Source organism: Pseudomonas kielensis (assembly GCF_030505375.1).
Classification (GTDB): domain Bacteria; phylum Pseudomonadota; class Gammaproteobacteria; order Pseudomonadales; family Pseudomonadaceae; genus Aquipseudomonas; species Aquipseudomonas kielensis.
Window position 1 is genome coordinate 639,551 of sequence record NZ_CP130043.1, and the last position, 19,979, is coordinate 659,529.

The 19,979-nt window shown below is 61.5% G+C and carries 21 protein-coding genes; 12 read left to right on the forward strand and 9 right to left on the reverse strand.

What is annotated here, in order from left to right:
• Nucleotides 1-9 precede the first annotated feature (9 nt).
• On the reverse strand, nucleotides 10-903 hold the full coding sequence (locus tag Q1W70_RS03255; RefSeq protein WP_166590546.1) for a LysR family transcriptional regulator: 894 nt from the start codon (nucleotides 901-903) through the stop codon (nucleotides 10-12).
• Nucleotides 904-1,260: 357 nt separating this feature from the next.
• On the opposite strand from Q1W70_RS03255, the gene speB reads away from it, so the two are divergent.
• Together speB and Q1W70_RS03265 are read left to right on the forward strand one after the other, a co-directional pair.
• A complete protein-coding gene (gene speB, locus Q1W70_RS03260; protein ID WP_166590547.1) occupies nucleotides 1,261-2,211 on the forward strand; it encodes an agmatinase in 951 nt (316 codons plus the stop codon).
• A 297-nt stretch (nucleotides 2,212-2,508) separates the two neighbouring features.
• Nucleotides 2,509-3,888: a sodium:solute symporter family protein gene (locus Q1W70_RS03265; RefSeq protein WP_166590548.1), complete on the forward strand. Its 1,380-nt coding sequence runs from the start codon at nucleotides 2,509-2,511 to the stop codon at nucleotides 3,886-3,888.
• A gap of 238 nt (nucleotides 3,889-4,126) precedes the next feature.
• Here the strand turns inward: Q1W70_RS03265 and Q1W70_RS03270 are convergent, their stop codons facing one another.
• From Q1W70_RS03270 to Q1W70_RS03280, 3 genes are all read right to left on the reverse strand, one after another.
• Nucleotides 4,127-4,255 (reverse strand): PA1414 family protein, encoded by a 129-nt coding sequence (locus Q1W70_RS03270; RefSeq protein ID WP_256562504.1) that lies wholly within the window; start codon nucleotides 4,253-4,255, stop codon nucleotides 4,127-4,129.
• 203 nt (nucleotides 4,256-4,458) lie between these two features.
• Nucleotides 4,459-5,391, reverse strand: a complete 933-nt coding sequence (locus Q1W70_RS03275; protein WP_166590549.1) for a DMT family transporter — start codon at nucleotides 5,389-5,391, stop codon at nucleotides 4,459-4,461.
• A gap of 193 nt (nucleotides 5,392-5,584) precedes the next feature.
• Nucleotides 5,585-6,421: a CvfB family protein gene (locus Q1W70_RS03280; RefSeq protein WP_095170932.1), complete on the reverse strand. Its 837-nt coding sequence runs from the start codon at nucleotides 6,419-6,421 to the stop codon at nucleotides 5,585-5,587.
• A 351-nt stretch (nucleotides 6,422-6,772) separates the two neighbouring features.
• On the opposite strand from Q1W70_RS03280, the gene Q1W70_RS03285 reads away from it, so the two are divergent.
• The 3 genes from Q1W70_RS03285 to Q1W70_RS03295 all read left to right on the forward strand — a co-directional run bounded on the left by Q1W70_RS03285 (nucleotide 6,773) and on the right by Q1W70_RS03295 (nucleotide 8,692).
• Nucleotides 6,773-6,961 carry a PFL_1563 family small protein gene (locus tag Q1W70_RS03285; protein ID WP_030131898.1) on the forward strand — a complete coding sequence of 63 codons (189 nt, stop codon included), beginning with the start codon at nucleotides 6,773-6,775 and terminating at the stop codon, nucleotides 6,959-6,961.
• A gap of 90 nt (nucleotides 6,962-7,051) precedes the next feature.
• Entirely contained in the window at nucleotides 7,052-7,768 is a 717-nt protein-coding gene (locus tag Q1W70_RS03290) for a TorF family putative porin (protein ID WP_302098631.1), read from the forward strand.
• Nucleotides 7,769-7,834: 66 nt separating this feature from the next.
• Complete coding sequence (locus Q1W70_RS03295) at nucleotides 7,835-8,692, forward strand: DUF6279 family lipoprotein (RefSeq protein ID WP_166590551.1); 858 nt, start codon at nucleotides 7,835-7,837, stop codon at nucleotides 8,690-8,692.
• A 29-nt stretch (nucleotides 8,693-8,721) separates the two neighbouring features.
• Here Q1W70_RS03295 and Q1W70_RS03300 read toward each other — a convergent pair whose 3' ends face one another.
• Nucleotides 8,722-9,114, reverse strand: coding sequence for a transcriptional regulator (locus Q1W70_RS03300; RefSeq protein ID WP_166590552.1), 393 nt, complete (start codon nucleotides 9,112-9,114; stop codon nucleotides 8,722-8,724).
• A gap of 201 nt (nucleotides 9,115-9,315) precedes the next feature.
• On the opposite strand from Q1W70_RS03300, the gene Q1W70_RS03305 reads away from it, so the two are divergent.
• Nucleotides 9,316-10,047: a DUF899 domain-containing protein gene (locus Q1W70_RS03305; protein ID WP_265537302.1), complete on the forward strand. Its 732-nt coding sequence runs from the start codon at nucleotides 9,316-9,318 to the stop codon at nucleotides 10,045-10,047.
• A 73-nt stretch (nucleotides 10,048-10,120) separates the two neighbouring features.
• Entirely contained in the window at nucleotides 10,121-10,396 is a 276-nt protein-coding gene (locus Q1W70_RS03310; protein ID WP_185818696.1) for a hypothetical protein, read from the forward strand.
• A 71-nt stretch (nucleotides 10,397-10,467) separates the two neighbouring features.
• Here Q1W70_RS03310 and Q1W70_RS03315 read toward each other — a convergent pair whose 3' ends face one another.
• Complete coding sequence (locus Q1W70_RS03315) at nucleotides 10,468-11,814, reverse strand: DEAD/DEAH box helicase (protein ID WP_095080400.1); 1,347 nt, start codon at nucleotides 11,812-11,814, stop codon at nucleotides 10,468-10,470.
• A gap of 194 nt (nucleotides 11,815-12,008) precedes the next feature.
• On the opposite strand from Q1W70_RS03315, the gene Q1W70_RS03320 reads away from it, so the two are divergent.
• Complete coding sequence (locus Q1W70_RS03320; protein ID WP_166590555.1) at nucleotides 12,009-13,307, forward strand: mechanosensitive ion channel family protein; 1,299 nt, start codon at nucleotides 12,009-12,011, stop codon at nucleotides 13,305-13,307.
• A gap of 9 nt (nucleotides 13,308-13,316) precedes the next feature.
• On the opposite strand, the gene Q1W70_RS03325 is transcribed toward Q1W70_RS03320, so the two are convergent.
• From Q1W70_RS03325 to Q1W70_RS03335, 3 genes are all read right to left on the reverse strand, one after another.
• Nucleotides 13,317-14,183 carry a carboxylate/amino acid/amine transporter gene (locus tag Q1W70_RS03325; protein WP_302098632.1) on the reverse strand — a complete coding sequence of 289 codons (867 nt, stop codon included), beginning with the start codon at nucleotides 14,181-14,183 and terminating at the stop codon, nucleotides 13,317-13,319.
• Between the two features lie 280 nt (nucleotides 14,184-14,463).
• The gene (locus Q1W70_RS03330) at nucleotides 14,464-15,063 is read right to left on the reverse strand and encodes an FMN-dependent NADH-azoreductase (RefSeq protein ID WP_166592109.1); all 600 of its coding nucleotides are present in this window, start codon (nucleotides 15,061-15,063) and stop codon (nucleotides 14,464-14,466) included.
• 150 nt (nucleotides 15,064-15,213) lie between these two features.
• Nucleotides 15,214-15,528: a 3-phosphoglycerate kinase gene (locus Q1W70_RS03335; RefSeq protein ID WP_166592110.1), complete on the reverse strand. Its 315-nt coding sequence runs from the start codon at nucleotides 15,526-15,528 to the stop codon at nucleotides 15,214-15,216.
• 49 nt (nucleotides 15,529-15,577) lie between these two features.
• Here Q1W70_RS03335 and Q1W70_RS03340 point away from each other — a divergent pair, with 49 nt between their 5' ends.
• From Q1W70_RS03340 to Q1W70_RS03355, 4 genes are all read left to right on the forward strand, one after another.
• Nucleotides 15,578-16,501, forward strand: coding sequence for a PA3225 family LysR-type transcriptional regulator (locus Q1W70_RS03340; RefSeq protein WP_166592111.1), 924 nt, complete (start codon nucleotides 15,578-15,580; stop codon nucleotides 16,499-16,501).
• Between the two features lie 14 nt (nucleotides 16,502-16,515).
• Nucleotides 16,516-17,319: an alpha/beta fold hydrolase gene (locus Q1W70_RS03345; RefSeq protein ID WP_182343828.1), complete on the forward strand. Its 804-nt coding sequence runs from the start codon at nucleotides 16,516-16,518 to the stop codon at nucleotides 17,317-17,319.
• Between the two features lie 3 nt (nucleotides 17,320-17,322).
• Nucleotides 17,323-17,886, forward strand: a complete 564-nt coding sequence (locus Q1W70_RS03350) for a peptidylprolyl isomerase (RefSeq protein WP_166592113.1) — start codon at nucleotides 17,323-17,325, stop codon at nucleotides 17,884-17,886.
• An 87-nt stretch (nucleotides 17,887-17,973) separates the two neighbouring features.
• Nucleotides 17,974-19,806, forward strand: a complete 1,833-nt coding sequence (locus Q1W70_RS03355) for an ABC transporter ATP-binding protein (protein WP_302098633.1) — start codon at nucleotides 17,974-17,976, stop codon at nucleotides 19,804-19,806.
• Nucleotides 19,807-19,979: the final 173 nt, after the last annotated feature.

Here is a 19,979-nt window from a genome sequence, read left to right on the forward strand (position 1 = left end):
GTCTCCCGATCAGGCCTGGTTGAGTTGGGCTTTGAGCAAGTCACGGAAGGTCTGGATCAAGGGCTCGCGGCTGCGGCCACGGCGCACGATCATCGAGAACGGCGCCTGGTAGCCGAAGGTGGCCGGCAGCAGCACCCGCAGATCGCCCTTGTCGGCCCAGGCCTGGGCGTAGTGCTCCGGCAGGTAGCCGATGTAGGCGCCGGACAGCACCAGAATCAACTGCGCCTCCATACTGTCCACGGTCGCGGCGCTGTGCTTGAAGCCGTGGCGGGCCAGTTCGGCCTGGCTCCAGTAGCCACGTCCGACCATGCGTTGCTGGGTAATCAACTGCTCGGGGATACGCCGCTCGGTGAACAACGGGTGGCGATTGCTGCAATACAGCCAGTGCTGCTCACGATAGAGCGGCATGTAGACCAGGCCGCTCATGCGCGTCGAGAACGCCCCGATGGCCAGGTCCAGGCGGTTGTCCTGCACCCCCAGTTGCAGTTCGTAGGGGCTCATTACCGACAGGTGCAGATGCACCGCCGGGTGCTCCAGCGTGTAGGCACCGATGGCTTCGGCGAACGGCAAGGCCTTGTCGCTGACCGTGGAGTCGATCACCCCCAGGTTGAGCGTACCGCGCAACTCGCCCTTGAGCGCGGCGGCGTATTGCTCGAAGCCTTCGAGCTCGCCGAGCAGGCGCAGGGTCTCCTGGTGAAACAGTTCGCCCTTGCTGGTCAGGCTGAACCCGCCCCGGCCGCGATGGCAGAGCACCAGGCCCAACCCGGCTTCGAGCTGGCTCATGTAAGTGCTGATGGCCGAGGTCGACAGGTTGAGCTCGTGCTGGGCATTGGCGAACCCCTGGTGACGGACCACGCTGACGAAGATGCGCAGTAGTTTCAGGTCGGGTAAAGCGTTGGCCATGGGGGAGCTCCGAGTGACGTCGCGACACAGTCCCTGTAGCAGCCTGCGTTCGGCTGCGAAGCGGCCGCCATCCAGGCGACCGTTTTATCCTGAAGAATGAAATATCCCATGCTCGACTGCTTCGCAGCCGAACGCAGCCTCGAGGGCTCGGCAGCTGCTACGAGATATTTCAGTTTGCGTTAGGCGCGAAGTCTATCGCCCCCGTCAGCATTAGTTTAGAAAAATCTGAACTAAGTATTTGCCGGTAGCGATTCTTCTGCGCCACTCCATTTCGCAGAATCCGCCCAACAGGTGCCCGTGCATTCCCGATGCGCTGGGTAACCCCATAAATAAAACAAAGACGATGAGGCCATACCCGTGGACAAAATTCTTCACCAACCACTGGGCGGCAACGAAATGCCGCGCTTCGGCGGCATCGCCACCATGATGCGACTCCCCCACTTGCAATCCGCTGCCGGCCTGGACGCTGCCTTCATTGGCATCCCGCTGGACATCGGCACCTCGCTGCGCGCCGGCACCCGCTTCGGGCCACGGGAAATCCGCGCCGAATCGGTGATGATCCGCCCGTACAACATGGCCACCGGTGCCGCACCGTTCGACTCGCTGTCGGTCGCCGACATCGGCGACGTGGCAATCAACACCTTCAACCTGCTGGATGCCGTGCGCATCATCGAAGAGTCCTACGACGAGATCCTCGAACACGACGTGATCCCGCTGACCCTCGGTGGCGACCACACCATCACCCTGCCGATCCTGCGGGCCATCCACAAGAAGCACGGCAAGGTCGGCCTGGTGCACATCGACGCCCACGCCGATGTCAACGATCACATGTTCGGCGAGAAGATCGCCCACGGCACCACCTTCCGTCGCGCCGTCGAAGAAGGCCTGCTGGACTGCGACCGTGTGGTGCAGATCGGCCTGCGCGCCCAGGGCTATACCGCGGAAGACTTCAACTGGAGCCGCAAACAGGGGTTCCGTGTGGTCCAGGCCGAAGAGTGCTGGCACCAGTCCCTGGCGCCGCTGATGGCCGAAGTCCGGGAAAAGGTTGGCGGTGGTCCGGTGTACCTGAGCTTCGACATCGACGGCATCGATCCGGCCTGGGCCCCTGGTACCGGCACCCCGGAAATCGGTGGCCTGACCACCATCCAGGCGATTGAAATCGTCCGCGGCTGCCAGGGCCTCGACCTGATCGGCTGCGATCTGGTAGAAGTCTCGCCGCCGTACGACACCACCGGCAATACCTCGCTGCTGGGCGCCAACCTGCTGTACGAAATGCTCTGCGTACTGCCGGGCGTGGCCCATCGCTGAGGATCGGACCAAGCCCCCACGGGATCAGGCTTTCAAGGCTGCCGCCGACCCGGTGGCAGCCTTTGCCTGAACCGCTCGCGCGGCCTATCAGCTGCGGTGGGACAGGGGCGCCGGGAGCGACGCGTTAACCAGAAGGCCATTGGCTGGCCTGCCATGAAGATTTATCCGCCATGCCGCAAGGGCATGGCGATGCGGGGTACACCGGTCATGCAGCAAATCGCCTGACTCACGCACAGCCTTGCGCCAACACATTGATTTTTGCCTCACCATAAAAAAGACAATCGGAGACACGCCATCATGGCTTTAGATTTATTCGTCGTACTCATCTACGCCGCCGCGATGCTGATACTGGGCTACTACGGCATGCGCAAAGCCAAGACCAACGAGGACTTCCTGGTCGCCGGCCGCAACCTCGGTCCGAGCCTGTACATGGGCACCATGGCTGCCACCGTCCTGGGCGGCGCGTCCACCGTGGGCACCGTGCGCCTGGGTTATGTGCACGGCATCTCCGGCTTCTGGCTGTGCGCGGCACTGGGCTGCGGGATCGTGGCGCTGAACCTGTTCCTCGCCAAGCCGCTGCTCAAGCTGAAGATCTATACCGTTACCCAGGTCCTGGAAAAACGCTACAACCCGATGGCCCGCACCGCGAGCGCGGTGATCATGCTGGCGTACGCACTGATGATCGGCGTGACCTCGATCCTGGCGATCGGCACCGTGCTGCAAGTGCTGTTCGACCTGCCGTTCTGGGTTTCGGTGCTGCTCGGCGGTGGTGTGGTGGTGGTCTACTCGGCCATCGGCGGCATGTGGTCGCTGACCCTGACCGACATCGTCCAGTTCATCATCAAGACCGTGGGCCTGATGTTCATCCTGTTGCCGATCTGCCTGTACCGCGTCGGCGGCTGGGACGAGCTGGTGATGAAACTGCCGGCGTCGAACTTCAGCTTCACGACCATCGGCTGGGACACGATCATCACCTACTTCATGATCTACTTCTTCGGCATCCTGATCGGTCAGGACATCTGGCAGCGCGTGTTCACCGTGCGCACCGCCAAAGTCGCCCAATACGCCGGGACCCTGGCCGGGTTCTACTGCATCCTCTACGGCCTGGCCTGCGCCCTGATCGGCATGGCGGCACACGTACTGATTCCGGACCTGGACAACGTCAACAACGCCTTCGCCGCCATCGTCAAACTGTCGCTGCCTGACGGTATCCGTGGCCTGGTGATTGCCGCAGCCCTGGCCGCCATGATGTCCACCGCCAGCGCCGGCCTGCTTGCCGCCGCCACGACCCTGACCGAGGACCTGCTGCCGAAATTGCGTGGTGGCAAACAGTCGAGCCTGAAGATGAACCGCCTGTTCACGGCGCTGACCGGGATTGCCGTCCTGGGCATCGCCCTGGTGGTGAATGACGTGATCAGCGCCCTGACCCTGGCCTACAACCTGCTGGTGGGCGGCATGCTGGTCCCGCTGATCGGGGCGATTTTCTGGAAACGCGCTACCACCGCCGGCGCCATCGCCAGCATGGGCTTGGGCTTCGTCACTGCCCTGGTGTTCATGTTCAAGGATGGCCTGGATGCCAACACGCCGATCTACTACAGCCTGGCGGTCGGCCTGGTGAGCTTCGTGGTGGTCAGCCTGGCGTCCCGTCGCCCGGCCACCCTGGCCAACGCGATCTGACCTCAGGTCAGACGCCGTACACCTTTCTTCGGCGGGTGCAGCGTCGGTCGCTGCATCCGTTTTTTTTCGTCTGGAGGAAAGTGTTGTCGAGAGAGGTAGCGGGTATCGGGAGAGGAGTTTGTAATCAGCTGCCGGCGTGCGTGCAGGGGATGGGGCCGCAGACGCGGGATCTGCGGCGGACAGCTTGCACCAGCGACGCAGGCGAATGCAGCCTGCGGCAGCTGCTACAACATGCGCTTTACCGGCGGCGCGGTTGGCGACGGCGTTGTTCGTCGTCAGTGCGAATAGGCACGGGTTGCAGAGGTGGTTCGATCAAACCTAGCGCGACACCGAGGTCATGGAGCCAGTTTTGCAATTTCTCTTTCATGGTGCCCCCCTTCAGGGTAATGCCGAGCGACCGGGTTCTGTAGACGCTTCATACAGATAGTAGTCCGAACTCCTACGCAATGCTCGTCTCAGTTCGCAAAGATCTGTTACCGAATTGATCCAAATCAACCCCATCGCCCGCCTTTGCACCTTAGCCCCCACTGCATCTGCCAGCCAGGCAGTCGCGCTGCGGGGGACGCCGGCTCAGTCTTGCCCAAGGGCTTTGCGCAAACGCCTACGAACCCATTGTTCGGCGCTGACAAAGGTGATGCCCAGCAACACCAGCACCGCGCCGATGACAAAGTTGAGGGTCAGTTGTTCGCCGAGCAACAGCACGCCGAACGTGACGCCGAACAACGGCGTCATGAACGAAAACACCGCCAGATTGGCCGCCAGGTAGCGGCGCAACAACCAGAACCAGATCAGGTAACTGCAGAAAGACACCACCAGCCCCTGGAACAGCACGCTGGTGATTGCCACACCCGTCAGGCTGACGTGGGTCACCTGGCCACTGAGCACGGCGATCAGCAGCAGGCCGAAGAAACCGACGATCAATTGATAGAACAGGGTCAGGGTCACCGGCGCTTCCGACAGGCGAGAAGCCCGCACCACCACCGTGGTCGCGCCCCAGGCGGCGCCGGCCAATACACCGAGCGCATCGCCCAGCAGCATGCGCCGGTCCAGGTTGTCCCAGGACACGCCCCCGGCAAACGCCACGCCGATCCCGATGAAGGCCAGCAGGATCCCCAGCCATTGCACCGCCCGCAGGCGCTCGCTGGGCAACAGCCAGTGCACGCCCAGCGCGGTAAAGATCGGCGCGGTGTAGAGGAACACCGACATGTGGGCGGCGGTGGTCAGTTGCAGGCCTTCGGAGATGAACAGGAACTCCAGGCCGAACAGGCTGCCGGCCAGCAAGCCGCCGCGCCAGGTCGCACTGACCTGATCCCAGCCGCCTTTCCAGCAGATCAGCAACCCCACCAGCAGCGCCGAGATCCCCGAGCGACCGGCCGCCTGCATCACTGGCGCGATATCCGCGGCCGCCCACTTGATCATCACCTGCTGGATGCCCCACACCAGGCACAGGCCAAACATCACTTGCAGGGCAAAGCCATCGACGCTGCGCCGAGTGGCAATCATCAGGCAATCTCACACAGGGTCGAGGACATGACGGTTACTCGATATCCAATGAATTGATGGACACATGTGGGAGCGAGCCTGCTCGCGATGATCGTCAACGAATACGCAATACTTCCTGAAACTACGCGCAATATTTGAGTTCATCGCGAGCAAGCTCGCTCCTAGATCATCAAGCCATCACCCGGTTTGAGGGTCAGCTCAGTTCAATACGGTCCGGGTGAATGACAATCTGGCCGTTCTTGTAGAGCGCGCCGATCGCCTTCTTGAAGTTGCCCTTGCTGACACCGAACAGGCTGCTGATCAGTGCCGGGTCGCTCTTGTCGCTGACCGGCAAGGTGCCGTTGTTGTCACGCAACTTGGCGAGGATCTTCGAGTTCAGGCTGGTGGCAGCCTCTTCACCGACCGGCTGCAGGCTCAGGCTGATCTTGCCATCGGCCCGCACTTCCTTGATGAAACCCTTCTCTTCCTTGCCGGCGCGCATGAACTTGAAGATTTCGTTCTTGTGGATCAGGCCCCAGTGCTTGTTGTTGATGATCGCCTTGAAGCCCATGTCGGTCGCCTCGGCCACCAACAGATCAACTTCCTGGCCGGGCGTGTAGTTGGCCGGGGTTTTGTCCAGGTAGCGATCCAGGCGCGCGGTCGCGGTGATACGACGGGTGTGCTTGTCGAGGTAGACATGCACCACGCAGTACTCACCGGCGGTCATCTGGCGTTTTTCTTCGGAATACGGCAGCAACAGGTCCTTGGGCAGGCCCCAGTCGAGAAACACGCCGATGCTGTTGACCTCAACCACTTTCAGACTGGCAAATTCACCGACCTGAACTTTCGGTTTTTCTGTGGTGGCAATGAGTTTGTCATCGCTGTCCAGATAAACAAATACGTTGAGCCAGTCTTCATCTTCGCTGGGAATATCTTTTGGAATATAACGATTGGGCAACAGGATTTCGCCATCCGCGCCGCCGTCCAGATATAAACCGAAGTTAGTGTGTTTAACCACTTGCAAACTGTTGTAGCGCCCGACTAAAGCCATTTCCAATACCCTCATTGCGTGGGCGGCATTCTACCCGTTTTTGCCGTCGCCGTTGGGTGGCCGCAGGACCGGCTGTGAAATTTCCGCTGCAAGGTGCGATTTTCCTGGGGTTGAGCGGACCGTTCGGCCCCGCTCGTCAGGCCGGTTAGGCCTCCGTCACGGTCGACAAACGGTCAGGCGGGCGCTCTTGATCACTCAGGTTGTTATTTAAAACAGTGACTTAGGGGAATATTCACAACTGCAACTTTGTATTCACCGAGCGTGCGCCCTGGTTATTCCAGAGGATATTTACCAAGCAATTGTCAAGTATTTCCTGTACGATGCCTGGCCAAGTTAATTTTCTACAGGTTAATGGCCGCCATGCGCGTAAAAGCATCCAACAGCAAAGCAAAGCCAGCTCCAGCCGTTGAAACCAGCGAATCGATCAACGACCAGATTGCTGCCTTCCTCAAGTCCGGTGGCGAGATCCAGCAAATTGCCAAAGGCGTCAGCGGCCAGACGTTCGGCCCGTCCAAGCAGATCACCCTGGGCAAAAAATAATACCCCGCGCGTCACCCTGGTCCCTAAGCGCTTTGGATATCGAAGCGCTAGGACTGGAACACTCCCCGCAGTACCCGTAACCTCCCCCCTATGTTCAAACCGACGATTTTCCTGATCAGCCTGCTGGCTTGCATGCGCGCCGACGCGCAGATATTCCAGCGCGAACTCGGAGACTACGACCTCAAGCTGGGTACCAGCCCGAGCCGCAGCATGGCCCAGGGCCTGGTCAAGCCGTCCAGCAGCGGGTCCTTCCATGGCGGCCTGGACCTGAGCCACGACAGTGGCTGGTATGTCGGCCAATGGACACCGAGCATGGGCCTGTCGCCGAGCAGCAACCTGGAAGTCGACTCCTACCTGGGCTTCAAGCAACCCTTCGACCAGACCCTGGGTTATGAAGTGGGCATGATCCACTACAGCTACCCGCAACTGGACACCCTCGACAGCCAGGAGTTTTTCGGTGGCCTGACCCTGCTCGGCAGCCGCTTCGGCGCGGCCTTCAGCAACGACCCCGACCGGCGCAACAGCACACTGTTTGCCAACCTCAGCGGTAACGAACCCTTCGGCATCGGGCTCAGCCTCAAGTACACCAGCCACCGGCTCAACAGCCCGGTGTCGATCGCCGATGGCGCTTACATCTCCACCTTCAACGACTGGTCGGTCAAGCTGTCGCGGCCGTGGTTGGGCATCGACCTGAACCTGATCTACAGTGATTCAAACCTCAATGGCAGCGCGTGCAGCGCCTATTCCGGGCACAACAGCCAATGCGACGGCCTGCTGACCTTCAAGGCCGAACGCTCGTTCTATTGATGAGCTGAACTGCCGCCCGGTTTGTGCGTTCAGATACCAGGACAACACCTTCGCAAGGATTGGCCCATGACGCGCTGGTTGCACCACCTGAGTCTGCTCCTGAGCCTGTGCCTGGCACTGACGGCCTGCAACCGCGTAGACCTGGCCTATCGCAACCTCGACATGCTGATTCCCTGGACGCTCGACGACTACCTGGACATGAACAGCCAGCAGAAGGACTGGCTCGACGAACGCCTCAAGCAACACCTGAGCTGGCACTGCTCGACCCAATTGCCGGGTTACCTCGATTGGTTGAGTGGGCTGCAGCAGATGATCGCCAGTAATGAGGTCAGCGAAGATGCCTTGCAACGTCGCACCCTGGAGGCCAGGCAGGCCATCGCCCAGACCGCCCGGCAAATCACCCCCTCGGCCGTTGAGCTGTTGCAGGGCATGAGTGATCAACAGGTCAAGGGGATGAACCAGGTCTTCGCCAAAGACTTGCGCGAACACCGGGACAAATACCTCAAACCACCACTGGCCCAGCAGATCCGCCAACGCGGCGAACGCATGGACAAGCGCCTGAGCGACTGGCTGGGGCCCCTCAATCCAGCACAGAAAGAACGCGTGACGGCCTGGTCCACCGCGCTCGGCGAGCAGAACCAGCAATGGATCGCCAACCGCGCCCATTGGCAGGCGCAATTCAGCGCTGCCATGGCGCAACGCCAGAGCACAGATTTTGCCCCGCGGATCGAAGCCCTGCTGGTGGACCGCGAAAGCCTGTGGACCCCCGCTTACCGCCAGGCCTTCAGCGACACCGAAGCCCAGGCCCGCAGCCTGCTTGTCGACCTGATGGACCAGAGCAGCGCCAATCAGCGTCAGCGTCTGGTGCAGAAGATCGACAAGCTGCGCAGCAACCTCCAGGCCCTGAAGTGTCTAAGGACCTGAGGTAGGGTTGCCCCTGCGCCAACGGCTCGTCAGGCGATCTGCGCTTTACCGGCCACCTCATCAAAGGTCGCCGGATCCAGTGCATCGGCCTGCTCATCCAACACCTGTCGAGGGTGATCGTTGCCCGGGATGCTGCTGTCGAGCAGGCTCAGCAAGCTCGAACCGCGGGGCGTCAGGATGAAGTTCTCACCATTGCCCCCCTGATCCTCGGGGCGCGATTCGATGAAGCCACGGTCCAGCAGCAGCTTTTCATACTCGGTGGCCGTGACCTTCAACTCGTCCAGATTGCCGGTCGACTCACCTTCGGCGGCCTTGGCCACGGCGTGCTGTTCGGCGTAGGGGCGCGGGGTAAAGCTGTGGCCAGCGCTGTTCTGCGCTTCGTGCAACAGCCGTTCGATCAAGTCCCAGTTGTAAGTCGTCATCCTGATTCAACCTCCAAAACTACCAGTGAGAGGGTCTGCATAGGTTGTGACCGGTGCGATCGGTAGCCGTTCAGCCGAGTTTTTTGCCACTCCCGACCGACGGTATGTCGAATCGCCCGCGACCAGACGACTAGATGATGCAGGACGGTGCAACCGCGCAGCGCGGATCGACTTTCGCCCCAGCAGGCAGGAGAACACAGCATGCACATTCACGATCACCCGGTGGTGAACCGGGAGCAATGGCTGGCCGCCCGCCGCCAGCACCTGGCCCACGAAAAGGCCTTCACCCGCGAACGGGACAAGCTCAGCGCCGAGCGACGCGCCCTGCCCTGGGTGAAAATCGACAAGGGTTATCGCTTCCAGGGCGCAACCGGCGAACTGAGCCTGGCCGACCTGTTTGGCGGTCGCAGCCAACTGGTCATCTACCACTTCATGTTCGGCGACGGCTGGGACGAAGGTTGCCCGGGCTGCTCCTTCCTTGCGGACCACATCGGCGGCGCCAACCAACACCTGGCCCACCATGACGTGGCCCTGGTGGCGGTGTCCCACGCGCCGCTGGCACAGTTCCAAGCCTTCAAGCGGCGCATGGGCTGGAAGTTCGACTGGCTGTCATCAGAAGGTTGCGATTTTAACTACGACTTCGGCGTCTCGGCCCGCGCGGAGGAACTAGCGACCGGCACCGCAACCTACAACTACGAAAAGTCCGACAGCGCCGAAGAAGAACTCCCCGGCCTAAGCGTGTTTTATCGCAATCAAGCCGGTGAGATTTTCCACACCTACTCCACCTACGCCCGTGGCCTGGACTTATTGGTAGGCGCCTACAACTACCTGGACCTGACGCCCAAGGGACGCAATGAGGACCCGATCATGGATTGGGTGCGCCATCACGATCGCTATGAGGAGAAAGCTGGCACCAGCTGTTGCCACTCATGACAACAGGCTGAACTTTTCCCTGGCGCAGGCCCTCAACCGGGTAACCGTATAACGGCAACCAGAGGCCACTGCCATGAACCGCCTGCTGAAAATGACCTTGATCGCCACACTGTGCAGCGCCCTGCCCGCCTGGGCCTGCACGCCTGAAGAAGCCACGGCCAAACGAGAGCAACTGGCCCAGCGAGTGGCCACGCTCACCGAGCAGAACCCGACCAAGGCCAAGGAGATCAACGACGAGTTACAGAAAATGGACCTGGGCACCGCCGCCGCGGACCTGCCGGACAAGTGCCAGTTGATTGACCAGCGGCTCAAGGAGCTGGATACGGCAGAGAAAAAGGTCGACGGTTGATCCCGCAAGCCGTTGCGACAGTGCAAAAAAAACCCGGACCAGGTCCGGGTTTTGGCGATCAGCGCAGCGCGTTATTCCGCCGCTGGCGCTTCCGGCTTGCGGCGCTTGAGCGGGGCCATGCCGTCCTTGCTGACCAGCGACAGGGCGTCGGTCTTCGGCCGGTTGGCGATCTTGCGCTTGGTCGGCGCCTTGGCGGCTGACTTCTTCTTGTCACCCTTGGCGTCGGTCTTTTTCTTCTTCACGCCAACGGCCTTGCCCGAAGCCTTGACCTTTTTCGGTCCGCCGTAGGTGCCTTTGACTTCCTTGATGGTGCGGCGCTCGAAGCTCTGCTTGAGGTAGCGCTCGATGCTCGACATCAGGTTCCAGTCGCCGTGGCAGATCAGCGAGATCGCCAGGCCATCGTTACCGGCACGCCCGGTACGGCCGATACGGTGCACGTACTCGTCGCCGCTGCGTGGCATGTCGAAGTTGATCACCAGGTCCAGGCCATCCACGTCCAGGCCGCGAGCGGCTACGTCGGTGGCCACCAGGATCTTCACCCCGCCCTGCTTCAGACGGTCGATCGCCAGCTTGCGGTCCTTCTGGTCTTTCTCACCGTGCAAGACAAACGCCTTGTACTCCTGCGCCACCAGGCGGCCGTAAATACGGTCGGCCATGGCCCGGGTGTTGGTGAAGACGATGGCCTTCTGATAGGTCTCGTTAGCCAGCAGCCAGTTGACGATCTGCTCTTTGTGCTGGTTGTGGTCAGCGGTGATGATCTGCTGACGGGTGGTGGCGTTCAACTGGCTGACCGCATTGAGCTGCAGGTGCTCAGGGTTGTTCAGCACCTTGGCGATCATCTCGCGCAGGCCCGAACCGCCGGTGGTGGCCGAGAACAGCATGGTCTGCTGACGGTTGGTGCACTCGTCGACCAGGCGCTGGACGTCTTCGGAAAAGCCCATGTCGAGCATGCGGTCGGCTTCGTCGAGCACCAGCACTTCAACTTCTTTCAAGTCGAGGTTGCCGGCGTTCAGTTGCTCGATCATCCGCCCTGGCGTACCGATCAGGATGTCCGGCACCTTGCGCAACATGGCGGCCTGGACCTTGAAGTCCTCACCGCCGGTGATCAGGCCAGACTTGATGAAGGTGAACTGCGAAAAGCGTTCCACTTCTTTGAGGGTCTGCTGGGCCAGCTCACGGGTCGGCAGCAGGATCAGGGTCTTGATGCTGACACGGACTTTCGCCGGGCCGATCAAGCGGTTGAGGATCGGCAGGACAAATGCAGCGGTCTTGCCGCTACCGGTTTGCGCCGTCACCCGCAGGTCACGCCCTTGCAGCGCGAGCGGGATAGCCGCTGCCTGCACAGGCGTTGGCTCGACAAATTTAAGCTCGGCCACGGCTTTGAGCAGGCGTTCGTGCAGGGCGAATTGGGAAAACACGGGTGCTACCTCGAAGAAATGCAAAAAAACAGCTGCATAGGGTACCGGTTTCGAGCGCTCAGGCCGAGTTTCTTTATGCAAACGGTCGCAAACAGTGGGTATTTTGTTAGCTGTTTTGTCGCAAAACCAAACCCGACACCGCTTAAATGCTCTAATCGGCCCCGTCCTGTCCTACAGAAGAATCGTTTTAGCTTATGGATCTCACACAGCTCTGGCTCAATACCCAAGAACTCTGGACCGCGCTGGAGCAACACCCGCGCGTGTACTCCGCCCTGGCGTTGCTGATATTGCTGGCGGTAGCGCTGGTCGTCGGACGAGTGGCGCGCTACCTGATCCTGCACGCCGTCAAATTGCTCGGTCGGCAACCGGCCATGCATTGGCTCAATGACTTGCTCAACAACAAGGTGTTCCACCGCCTGGCCCAGATGACGCCGTCACTGGTGGTTCAGTTCGGCCTCAACCTGATTCCTGAACTGAACAAGATCACCCGCAATTTTCTCGACAACGTGGCCCTGGCGTTCACCATCCTGTTCCTGGTGCTGGCCATCAGCGCCCTGCTCAATGCCCTGCTGGACATCTACGCGCGCACCGAACACGCCCGGACCCGCTCGATCAAAGGCTATGTGCAACTGGCGAAAATGGTGCTGTTCATCTTCGGCGCGATCATCATCGTCGCGACCCTGATCGACCGCTCGCCATTGCTGCTGCTGTCGGGCCTGGGCGCCATGTCGGCGGTGATTTTGTTGGTCTACAAGGACACCCTGCTGTCGTTCGTCGCCAGCGTGCAACTGACCAGCAACGACATGCTGCGGGTCGGCGACTGGATTGAAATGCCTCAGGTGGGGGCCGATGGCGATGTGGTGGACATCACCCTGCACACGGTCAAGGTGCAGAACTTCGACAAGACCATCGTCTCGATCCCGACCTGGCGCCTGATGTCCGAGTCATTCAAGAACTGGCGCGGCATGCAGGCCGCCGGCGGGCGTAGGATCAAGCGCAGCCTGTTCATCGATGCCAGCGGCGTGCGTTTCATCACCGATGACGAAGAGCAGCGCTTGAGCAATATCCACCTGCTCACCGACTACATGACGCGCAAGCAGGCCGAACTCAAGGCCTGGAACGAGGCCCAGGGCAACGTCGCGGTGATGTCAGCCAACCGCCGGCGGATGACCAACATCGGCACCTTCCGCGCCTACGCGCTGGCCTACCTGAAGAGCCATGCGCATATCCAGCCGAACATGACCTGCATGGTCCGCCAGATGCAGACCACTGCCCAAGGCGTGCCGCTGGAAATCTATTGCTTTACCAGCACCACCGCCTGGGCCGATTACGAGCGCATCCAGGGCGACATCTTCGACTACCTGCTGGCAGTGCTGCCGGATTTTGGCCTGAGCCTGTACCAGCAACCCAGCGGCAACGACCTGCGGGCCGGGATCCTGCCGGCGGTGCTGGGGGCCAGTCACATCGCGCCGCTGGAACAACAGCGGGGGTAATGCCCAACCTCAGGTGGTGGTGGCCGGTGGGCGAATGCCCAACCGGCTGATCCACACCGCCGCCACGATCACCAGGCCGCCCAACAGCAGCCGCCCCAGTTCTTCATGCTGGTTCCAGATCAGCAGGTTGAGCAGCAAGCCCACCGGCACGTGCAGGTTGTTCATGACCGCCAGGGTCCCGCCGTTGACCAGGCAGGCGCCCTTGTTCCACCAGTACAGGCCCAGCGCCGTGGACACCAGGCCAAGAAACAGCAGCACCGCCCATTGCAGCGGGGCTTCGGGCAGGAAGTTGCTTTTGCCGAACAACAGGAACGCCGGCAACACCACCAGCAAGGCCCCCAGGTAGAAGTAGCCAAACCGTCGGTAGTGCGGCAGGTCGCTGGGGTACCTCGCCACCAGGTGCTTGTACATCACCTGCCCCGCGGCGAAGGTGAAGTTGGCCAGTTGCAGCAGCAAGAAGCCCATGAGGAAGTCCGGGCTGATGCGGTCGTAGCGGATCACGGCGGCACCCAGCACCGCCACCAGCGCTGCCACCAGTGCCCAGGGGTTGAAGCGGCGATTCAGCGCGTCTTCGATCAAGGTCACGTGCAGGGGGGTGAGGACGGTGAACAGCAGCACTTCCGGCACCGTCAGCACACGAAAGCTCAGGTACAGGCAGACGTAGGTCACGCCGAACTGCAAGGCGCCGATCACCAGCATCCCGCGCATGAACGCCGGTTCTACCGAGCGCCAGCGGGTCAGCGGAATGAACACCAGCCCGGCCAGGACCACCCGCACCAGCACCGCAAAGTAGCTGTCGACATGACCGGCCAGGTATTCGCCGATCAGGCTGAAGGAAAACGCCTGGATCAGCGTGACAAAAAGTAGATAGCCCATGCTCGCCTCATTTTTCAATGGCGGCGACGATAGCGGTTTTTAGGGCTGATCGCGAACACCCAACCAACACAAATTTTGTGGAACCAGCAGCCCCCCACAACCGCTACACACTGGCCAGCGGGCAAATGGCGGGCAAAAAAAAGCCCGATCTCGCTAAAGCGTGCAATCGGGCGGGAGCACTCAGGAGCAACAAGTGCAAAGGGAGGTTCGATACGCATGCAACCTTGAAGGGGTACGCCAGCTCACTAGACCACCCAGCGATTATCTGGCGATTAACATATCAAGCGACCTTAGCCAGTTTGGCGTTGGCCTGGTCCAGGCCCTTGGCCTGGAAGTCGCCACCCAGGTTCATGCCTTCGGCATGGATGAAGGTGACATCGTGAATACCGATGAACGCCATGACCTGGCGCAGGTAGGGTTCCTGGTGATCGCTGCTGCTGCCGGCGTAGATCCCGCCGCGAGCGGTCAGCACATAGGCGCGCTTGCCGCTGAGCAAGCCTTGCGGGCCGGTTGCGGTGTACTTGAAGGTGACCCCGGCGCGCAGCACGTGATCGAGCCAGGCCTTGAGGGTGCTGGGGATCGTGAAGTTGTACATCGGCGCGGCCAGCACCAGGACATCGGCGGCCAGCAGTTCGTCGGTCAGCAGGTTGGAACGTTCCAGCGAAGCCTGTTCGATGTCAGTGCGCTGCTCGGCGGGCTTCATCCAGCCACCCAGCAGATTGCCATCCAGGTGCGGGACCGGCTGGCTCGCCAGGTCGCGGACGCTGATCGAGTCGGCCGGATGTGCGGCCTGCCACTGCTCGATAAAGGTCTGGGTCAGTTGACGGGATACCGAGTCTTGCTGGCGGGCACTGCTTTCGATGATCAGAACGCGGGACATGGGATGTAGCCTCCATCGGTGAATGCTGTAAGTCGATGGAGTGGAGAGTAAACAGAGTCATATCGATGAAAAAGCGCAAATAACTGCTACAACCCATCAATAAATTCGTTTATAAGCGAAGCATGCCCAACCGCCTCGTCCCGCAGCCGATCATTTCGGGGTGCAAGTTACCGTGAGGTAGAGCTTGATGATCTTGCGGCTGAACTTGGCCGACAGCTCGGCGCTGCGCCCCGGCTCGATACTGACCCGGCGGGTGCGCGGAGACTCCGGACCGTTGCGAAAGATCACCTTGCAGTCGGCGGCTTTATCGCCGTAGTTGTTCAGGGTGATGGAGCCCATGTCGTAGTCAGTGGCGTAGGTGGTGTAGTCAATCTTCAGGCCATTGAGTTGTTTCTCGACATCGATGGGATAGGCAAACGCACTCAACGGCAACATCGCCAGCAGCACACAACAGATTTTTTTCATTCGGCAGCCTCCAATGGAAGGCGCCAGCTTAGGACAAGAGGAGCCCATCATGAAAGCGCCCCGCGTGACCCTTGATCAATGGCGCACGCTGCAGGCCGTGGTCGACCACGGCGGATTCGCCCAGGCGGCCGAAGTGCTGCACCGCTCGCAATCGTCCGTCAGCTATACCGTGGCGCGCATGCAGGACCAGCTCGGCGTGCCGCTGCTGCGCATCGACGGGCGCAAGGCCGTGCTGACCGAGGCCGGTGGCGTGCTGCTGCGGCGCTCGCGGCAACTGGTCAAACAGGCCAGCCAACTGGAAGACCTGGCCCACCACATGGAGCAAGGCTGGGAGGCTGAGGTGCGGTTGGTGGTCGACGCCGCCTACCCCAGTGCCCGGCTGGTCCGCGCGCTCACCGCGTTCATGCCGCAAAGCCGGGGTTGCCGCGTGCGCCTGCGCGAAGAAGTACTGTCCGGGGTCGAGGAGGTGCTGCTCGAAGGCGTGGCCGACCTGGCCATCTGTGGGTTCAGCATTCCCGGCTACCTTGGGGCGGAGCTCAGTGATGTCGAATTTGTCGCCGTGGCCCACCCCGAGCACTCCTTGCACCGGCTCAACCGCGAGTTGAACTTCCAGGACCTGGAAAGCCAGTTGCAAGTGGTGATCCGCGACTCCGGCCGGCAGCAACCGCGCGACGTCGGCTGGTTGGGTGCCGAGCAGCGCTGGACCGTCGGCAGCCTGGCCACCGCCGCGACCTTCGTCAGCAGCGGCCTGGGTTTTGCCTGGCTGCCCCGGCACCTGATCGAGCGTGAACTCAAGGAAGGCGTGCTCAAGCTGCTACCGTTGGACCAGGGTGGCAGCCGCAACCCTAGCTTCTATCTCTATTCGAACAAGGACAAACCCTTGGGCCCGGCCACGCAGATCCTCATCGAACTGCTGCGCACCTTCGACACCGCGCCGCTGGATGCCCCGTTCGCCGCCCCAGAACAAGCCTGACAAGGAGTTGCGCCATGGCCTATTTCGAGCATGAAGGTTGCACCCTGCACTACGAGGAGTATGGCCACGGCACACCGTTGCTGCTGGTGCACGGACTGGGCTCGAGCACCCTGGACTGGGAGCAGCAGATTCCCCAGCTCGCGGCACATTACCGAGTGATCGTCCCCGACGTGCGCGGCCATGGCCGTTCCGACAAGCCCCGCGAGCGCTACAGCATTGCCGGCTTCAGCGCCGACCTGGTGGCCTTGATCGAGCACCTCAACCTTGGCCCGGCCCACCTGGTGGGGTTGTCCATGGGCGGGATGATCGGCTTTCAGCTGGCAGTGGATCAACCGGCGCTGCTCAAGAGCCTGTGCATCGTCAACAGCGCCCCCCAGGTCAAGCTACGCAGCGCCGATGATTATTGGCAATGGTTCAAGCGCTGGAGCCTGATGCACGTGCTGAGCCTGGGCACCATTGGCAAAGCCCTGGGTGCCAAGCTGTTCCCCAAGCCGGACCAGGCCGGGCTGCGGCAAAAGATGGCCGAGCGCTGGGCAAAAAACGACAAACGTGCTTATCTCGCCAGCTTCAATGCCATTGTTGGCTGGGGGGTCGAGGAACGACTGTCCCGAGTGACCTGTCCAACCCTGGTCATCAGCGCCGACCGCGACTACACCCCGGTGGCACTCAAGGCGGCCTATGTCAAACTGCTGCCCGATGCGCGCCTGGTGGTGATCGACGATTCCCGCCACGCCACCCCGCTGGACCAGCCACACCGCTTCAACCAAACCCTGCTTGAGTTTTTAACCACAGTCGACACCACTATCCAGGATCACTGACCCATGCTGAAAAAAATCGCCCTCGTGGCCGGCACCGTACTGTTCGCCGCCAACCTGATGGCCGCCGAAGCGACCAAGGCTCCCCACGTACTGCTGGAGACCACCAACGGCCAGATCGAAATCGAACTGGACCCGGTCAAGGCACCGATCAGTACCAAGAACTTCCTTGAGTACGTCGACAGCGGCTTCTACAACAACACCATTTTCCACCGGGTGATCCCGGGCTTCATGGTCCAGGGCGGTGGTTTCACCCAACAGATGGCGCAGAAAGACACCAAGGCACCGATCAAGAACGAAGCCAGCAACGGCCTGCACAACGTACGTGGCACCCTGTCGATGGCCCGCACGTCCAATCCGAACTCGGCCACCAGCCAGTTTTTCATCAACGTTGCCGACAACGACTTCCTCAACCCGGGCCGCGATGCCGGCTACGCGGTCTTCGCCAAAGTGGTCAAGGGCATGGACGTCGTCGACATCATCGTCAACTCGCAAACCACCACCAAACAAGGCATGCAGAACGTGCCGATCGACCCGGTGCTGATCAAGTCGGCCAAGCGCATCGACTAAGCTGTACAGGGCGTCCCGAGCGGCAGCGGATGGTTGATCGCGCCGCTCGCATCAAAACAGGAGAGCCCGCACGCGGGCGTTTGACTGATGCTCTATCGCCGCTTCGAAAAACTCATCGACATCTTCCGTGAAGCCCCGACAGCGGCCCCGCCCGACCGGGTGCTGCCCTTCTATACCTATTACCTGCGCCAAGTCTGGCCCAGCTTCGTCGCGTTGCTGGTGGTGGGCCTGTTTGCCGCGTTGGTCGAGGTGGCGCTGTTCAGCTACCTGAGCCGGATCATCGACCTCGCCCAGGGCACGCCGAATGCCGACTTTTTCAAGGTGCACGGTGCCGAGCTGGCCTGGATGGCCGTGGTGGCCCTGATTCTGCGGCCGGTGTTTGTCGGCCTGCACGACCTGCTGGTGCACCAGACCCTGAGCCCCGGCATGACCAGCATGATCCGCTGGCAGAACCACAGCTACGTGCTCAAGCAGAGCCTGAATTTTTTCCAGAACGACTTCGCCGGACGCATCGCCCAGCGCATCATGCAAACCGGCAACTCATTGCGCGACTCTGCAGTGCAGGCCGTGGATGCGCTGTGGCATGTGCTGATCTATGCCATCAGCTCGCTGGTGCTGTTCGCCGAGGCCGACTGGCGCCTGATGATCCCGTTGCTGACCTGGATCGCCGCCTACATCGCCGCGCTCTGTTACTTCGTCCCCAGGGTCAAGGAGCGCTCGGTGGTGTCGTCCGATGCCCGCTCCAAACTCATGGGGCGGATCGTCGACGGCTACACCAACATCACCACCCTCAAGCTGTTTGCCCACACCAACTTCGAACAGCAGTACGCCCGCGAGGCCATCGCGGAACAGACCGAAAAATCCCAGTTGGCCGGCCGTGTGGTCACCAGCATGGACGTCGTCATCACCACCATGAACGGCCTGTTGATCGTCGGCACCACCGGCCTGGCGTTGTGGCTGTGGACCCAGTCGCTGATCTCGGTGGGAGCGATTGCCCTGGCCACCGGCCTGGTGATCCGCATCGTCAACATGTCGGGCTGGATCATGTGGGTGGTCAACGGCATTTTCGAAAACATCGGCATGGTCCAGGACGGCCTGCAGACCATCGCCCAGCCAATCAGCGTGACCGACCGCGAACCGGCGCCCCGCCTGGAAGTGACGCGTGGCGAAGTGCGCTTCGAGCATGTGGCGTTCCACTACGGCAAAAAAAGCGGAATCATCAGCGACCTCAACCTGGTCATCAAGCCCGGTGAGAAGATCGGCCTGATCGGCCCTTCGGGCGCGGGTAAATCGACCCTGGTCAACCTGCTGCTGCGCCTGTACGACGTGCAGGGCGGACAGATCCTGATCGACGGCCAGAACATCGCCCACGTCGCCCAGGAAAGCCTGCGCGAGCGCATTGGCATGATCACCCAGGACACCTCGCTGCTGCACCGCTCGATCCGCGACAACCTGCTCTACGGCAAACCCGACGCCACCGACGCCGAACTCTGGGAAGCGGCGCACAAGGCCCGGGCCGATGAATTCATCCCGCTGCTGTCCGACGCCGAAGGGCGCACCGGCTTCGATGCCCACGTCGGTGAACGCGGGGTGAAACTGTCCGGCGGCCAGCGCCAGCGGATCGCCATCGCCCGGGTGCTGCTCAAGGACGCCCCGATCCTGATCATGGACGAAGCGACCTCAGCCCTGGACTCGGAAGTCGAAGCCGCGATCCAGGAAAGCCTGGAAACCCTGATGCAGGGCAAGACCGTGATCGCCATCGCCCACCGCCTCTCCACCATCGCCCGCATGGACCGCCTGGTGGTCCTGGAAAACGGCCAGATCGCCGAAAGCGGCAGCCACGCCGAACTGCTCGCCCACGGCGGCTTGTATGCACGGCTTTGGCAGCACCAGACCGGAGGGTTTGTCGGCATCGATTGAAATCGTAGCGAGCGGAGTCTGCTCGCGATGGTCATCAATGATGACGCCCGTGGCCTGACACCCCGTCGTGCTCTCTGGCTTTTCGCGAGCAGGCTCGCTCCCACAAAGGCTGCTCGATATGCCCCCACGAGCCCCCAGAGCCCCTCGCTCAGGGCCTCTGACGCTCCCCGAAC

Excerpts from the sequence above, each read along its gene's own strand:
- Q1W70_RS03325 (WP_302098632.1), bottom strand. The coding sequence starts at position 14,183 with ATGGGCTATCTACTTTTTGTCACGCTGATCCAGGCGTTTTCCTTCAGC.
- Q1W70_RS03255 (WP_166590546.1), bottom strand. The coding sequence starts at position 903 with ATGGCCAACGCTTTACCCGACCTGAAACTACTGCGCATCTTCGTCAGC.
- Q1W70_RS03355 (WP_302098633.1), top strand. The coding sequence starts at position 17,974 with ATGCTCTATCGCCGCTTCGAAAAACTCATCGACATCTTCCGTGAAGCC.
- Q1W70_RS03330 (WP_166592109.1), bottom strand. The coding sequence starts at position 15,063 with ATGTCCCGCGTTCTGATCATCGAAAGCAGTGCCCGCCAGCAAGACTCG.
- Q1W70_RS03350 (WP_166592113.1), top strand. The coding sequence starts at position 17,323 with ATGCTGAAAAAAATCGCCCTCGTGGCCGGCACCGTACTGTTCGCCGCC.
- Q1W70_RS03290 (WP_302098631.1), top strand. The coding sequence starts at position 7,052 with ATGTTCAAACCGACGATTTTCCTGATCAGCCTGCTGGCTTGCATGCGC.
- Q1W70_RS03275 (WP_166590549.1), bottom strand. The coding sequence starts at position 5,391 with ATGATTGCCACTCGGCGCAGCGTCGATGGCTTTGCCCTGCAAGTGATG.
- Q1W70_RS03340 (WP_166592111.1), top strand. The coding sequence starts at position 15,578 with ATGAAAGCGCCCCGCGTGACCCTTGATCAATGGCGCACGCTGCAGGCC.
- Q1W70_RS03320 (WP_166590555.1), top strand. The coding sequence starts at position 12,009 with ATGGATCTCACACAGCTCTGGCTCAATACCCAAGAACTCTGGACCGCG.
- Q1W70_RS03335 (WP_166592110.1), bottom strand. The coding sequence starts at position 15,528 with ATGAAAAAAATCTGTTGTGTGCTGCTGGCGATGTTGCCGTTGAGTGCG.
- Q1W70_RS03270 (WP_256562504.1), bottom strand. The coding sequence starts at position 4,255 with ATGAAAGAGAAATTGCAAAACTGGCTCCATGACCTCGGTGTCGCGCTA.
- Q1W70_RS03265 (WP_166590548.1), top strand. The coding sequence starts at position 2,509 with ATGGCTTTAGATTTATTCGTCGTACTCATCTACGCCGCCGCGATGCTG.
- Q1W70_RS03285 (WP_030131898.1), top strand. The coding sequence starts at position 6,773 with ATGGCCGCCATGCGCGTAAAAGCATCCAACAGCAAAGCAAAGCCAGCT.
- Q1W70_RS03345 (WP_182343828.1), top strand. The coding sequence starts at position 16,516 with ATGGCCTATTTCGAGCATGAAGGTTGCACCCTGCACTACGAGGAGTAT.
- Q1W70_RS03300 (WP_166590552.1), bottom strand. The coding sequence starts at position 9,114 with ATGACGACTTACAACTGGGACTTGATCGAACGGCTGTTGCACGAAGCG.
- Q1W70_RS03295 (WP_166590551.1), top strand. The coding sequence starts at position 7,835 with ATGACGCGCTGGTTGCACCACCTGAGTCTGCTCCTGAGCCTGTGCCTG.
- Q1W70_RS03280 (WP_095170932.1), bottom strand. The coding sequence starts at position 6,421 with ATGGCTTTAGTCGGGCGCTACAACAGTTTGCAAGTGGTTAAACACACT.
- Q1W70_RS03310 (WP_185818696.1), top strand. The coding sequence starts at position 10,121 with ATGAACCGCCTGCTGAAAATGACCTTGATCGCCACACTGTGCAGCGCC.
- Q1W70_RS03305 (WP_265537302.1), top strand. The coding sequence starts at position 9,316 with ATGCACATTCACGATCACCCGGTGGTGAACCGGGAGCAATGGCTGGCC.